Raw genomic sequence first — 3621 nt, 5'->3', positions numbered from 1 at the left:
GTTCGGGCGAGGAAGAATTGACAACGATATGGCATCGAACAAGCGCCGGCGGCACACGCCGGATCAGATCATCCGCAAGCTCGCCGAGGGCAACAAGCTCCTCGCGGCCGGCCAGGAGTTGGCCGAGGTGTGCCGGCACCTGGAGGTCGCGGAGTCGACGTGGCATCGCTGGCTTGCCCGGTACGGCGGCATGAAGGCCAACGAGGCCAAACGGCTCAAAGAACTCGAGGCCGAGAACTCGCGGCTCAAGAAGTTAGTCGCCAACCAGGCCCTCGACATTGACATGCTCAAGGAGATCTCGGCGGGAGACTTCTAACCCCGAACCGCAAGCGCAGCGCCGTTACCGCGCTGCGCGACCGGTTCGGGGTGTCTGAACGCCGCGCCTGCACCGTCGTTGGTCTGCACCGTTCCACGATGCGGCTGGCACTGTCGCCGATCACCGACGAGGAGGCCGGGTTGCGGGCCTGGTTGCGCCGGTTCTCCACTGATCGGCCGCGTTGGGGGTGGCGGCAGGCGGCCAAGACGGCCCGCCGGGAGGGCTGGCAGGTCAACCGACAAGCGCGTGCGCCGGCTGTGGCGTGAGGAGGGCTTGCGGGTCCCGCAGCGCCGCCGCAAGAAGCGTTTGACCGGGATCGGTGTCGCCGTCGGGACGATGTCACCGATCCGCCCGAATGTCATCTGGGCGATGGACTTTCAGTTCGACACCACCGCCGATGGCCGCACGATGAAGATGTTGAACGTGATCGACGAGTTCACACGCGAAGCCCTCGCGATCGAGGTCGATCGGTCCATCGACGCCGACGGCGTCGTCGACGTCCTGGATCGCCCAGCCCTGCAACACGGGGCGCCGCATTACGTGCGCTTCGACAACGGTCCGGAGTTCGTGGCGCACGCCGTGCACGATTGGTGCCGATTCAACAGCGCCGGTTCACTTTTCATCGATCCCGGCCCACCGTGGCAGAACGCCTGGATCGAGTCATTCAACGGCAGACTGCGTGATGAACTGCTCAACTCCTGGCGCTTCGACTCACTCTTGGAAGCCCGCGTGATCATCGAGGACTGGCGCTGCGACTACAACACCAACAGACCCCACTCCGCCCACGGCGAACTCACCCCATCCGAGTTCGCTCTACAGTGGACCACGACCCACCAACCCCAAGCCGCATAGCGACTGGACCACCAAACAGGTCCCCTTCAAGCGGAAGCTCCCAGGGACACAGCGCCGTCCCCAGGCCGGTCAGTACTGCGCGCAACCTCGGCGGGTCGCCGCTCCGTATTATCAACGGCACCGACTCGGCCCCGGAGTTGCCTTGGCACGAAGCGATCTCGCCGCCGCGGCCGCCGCGGGCAGACTGCCGAGCCGACCCGTCACCGCCCCCGCTGACCACGCAGCGCGCACACACGGCGGGTTACCGTCGCGCGCATCACGGGGACGGCAACTCAACCTGGGTCAATCAGTGCACACCGTCGGGTGGATTGATCTTGCCGGAGGGCTCGGCGGAGGTCGTCGGTTGTGGGTCGGCGGTGCTGAGGACCTGTCGTCCCGCGCGAACTGATCCGCCGGCACTACGCGTGCTGGCCCGGGGGAAGGCCAAAGGGACCACAGCGTCAGGTATGCCAGCCCGAAGAACGCCCCAACCGCGAGTGCCACACCGGTCGGCTGGACGTGGGCGAGCGGCGAACGCACCCAACCGAGCGTCGTCGCCGCCACCACGCCCGGCTGCGTCACCAAATCCCAGGAGTTCCACCGCTGAAACCGCCCGATCACCACACCTATCGCGCACAGGCCGACCGAGACGACTACCGCGATCCAACCGGTCACCGCACCGAACTCGCGCTCGATCCGCCGGCACACCAGGTGCATCGACACCACCCCGAGCATGACACCGGTCCACGCCGCGATCCCGTATTGCATGACGTGCCGCCACACTTCGACGCCGCTGCCCAGGTGCACCAGGTCGGTCACCAGATACGGAGCATTGGGCAGGAATGCCAGCCATCCCAGCCCCAGTGGAATCAACCAGATCCGCCGGCGTACCAGGGCGAAACCGGCCGCAAAGAACACCGGGATACACCCCAACACAAGATTCCACACGAAGAATCGGGTCGGGTAGATCGGGGGCGGGGCCGGATCGGTGACACCCAACACCATTGTCAGCCCGGTGGTGGCCACCACCGATACGATCAGCGCCACACGCCGTGAATAGGTCATGAGTGCAGTTTGCCAGCCGTGGGTAGCGGCCTGGCAGGACGATAAGCAAGACACCAGCCTGGGCCTGACACGGCAGGGCATAATCGACAACCGTTCTGAGCTGCTGTGAGCTACAACGTTCGATGCACTCCACCGCGAACACCGTGTGATCGGACAAGACATCACCGGCACTGCGGGCTACCGTCATGACAGGCTCCGGTTCGGACGCGCGGCCGGCAACGGCCCACCAACCACGGTGTGCGGTTCACACCCGATCGGCACCATCCGAGCGTAGGAACTGGAAGCCGCTCCAACACCACCAGGGCAGGCAGGTGTGTCAGGATATCCATCGGTGAATCGCCGAAGCTCCCATTACGCCGCCGCTCAATGCGCTGGCCGCCGTCGATGCCAGCGCCGTCGCGCGGATAGTTCTGCGCGCCCCCAGCAGGCCACCACCCGTCCGATGTGGATGGCGCAGACGTCAGCGTCCCCGGCTGCGTAGTCTTGACCGACATGTGCTCCTCCTAACGGAAGCCGACCGACCACCCAAGGCAGGCCCCTCGTTCCTGCCGCGCCTGGGTGCGACCCAGCATGTGTATACAGACAGTGCATCTAGCCGAGGGGAATAGATACCAGTCGTAGCATTGCCTAATCTTCCAATACACCGAGAGTCTTCTAACAATGCAGTCTTCTAGTAACATGACAAAGTGTGGGTGAACGCGGGATGACAGGTATAGAGCAGGCCGCGGACCAACGGAAGGCTTTCGCGGGCACAACTCCGCCCTTCGGCGGGTCAGCGCGCTCGGCGGGTTTTCGTCCGTATCATCGTTGAGGGCACTGACTCGGCGGCGGAGTTGCCTTGGCGCGAAACGGTCGCGCCGCGCGGCGACCGCGACGAGACGGGGAAGGCGATGACCGAGGCCAGCGAACAACCAGTCGGCACCACGCGCCAGCGACTCATCGCCGCCGCATCACACCGGTTCGCCCGCCACTCCTACAGCATGGTCAGCCTCGACGACATCCTGGCCGAGGCCGAACTGACCAAAGGGGCGATGTATTTCCACTTCCCGTCCAAGCAGGCACTGGCCGTGGCGATCATCGACGACCTCAACGCGATGAGCCGCACCGCAATCACCGAGTTGCTGGCCCGCAAGATGTCCGGACTGGAAACACTGATCGACCTGCTCTATCTGCAAGCCGTGCAAAACACCCAAAACGAGGTGGCCCGAGCCGGGGTGCGACTGCTCGAAACCCTGGACAACGCCCCCGCCCCAGCCACCGCGGTCTGGCAGTCATGGATCGGGTTCGTCACCACCTTGATCCGCAAAGCCGTCGCCGAAGGCGACGTCAGCGACCATCATGATCCCGAAGACATCGCCAAAATGCTGGTGGCGCTGTGGGTGGGGACCCGCCGCATCAGCGATCTCGAC

General features: G+C 64.9%; 1 protein-coding gene and 2 pseudogenes. 2 read left to right on the top strand and 1 reads right to left on the bottom strand.

What is annotated here, in order from left to right:
- Positions 1 to 28 precede the first annotated feature (28 nt).
- A pseudogene (locus VML93_RS08790) lies at positions 29 to 1168 on the top strand (IS3 family transposase).
- A gap of 375 nt (positions 1169 to 1543) precedes the next feature.
- Here the strand turns inward: VML93_RS08790 and VML93_RS08785 are convergent.
- Positions 1544 to 2212 (bottom strand): annotated as a pseudogene (locus VML93_RS08785) (DUF1361 domain-containing protein); the annotation flags it as partial.
- An 833-nt stretch (positions 2213 to 3045) separates the two neighbouring features.
- Here VML93_RS08785 and VML93_RS08780 point away from each other — a divergent pair.
- Positions 3046 to 3621, top strand: a 576-nt coding sequence (locus VML93_RS08780; protein WP_325609711.1) for a TetR/AcrR family transcriptional regulator, incomplete at its 3' end; no start/stop codon positions are given.

Source organism: Mycobacterium sp. (genome assembly GCF_035499775.1).
In the GTDB taxonomy this organism is placed as follows: Bacteria; Actinomycetota; Actinomycetes; order Mycobacteriales; family Mycobacteriaceae; genus Mycobacterium.
Note: the sequence above shows the minus strand (reverse complement) of the source record. Positions and strands in the feature narration are given on the sequence as shown.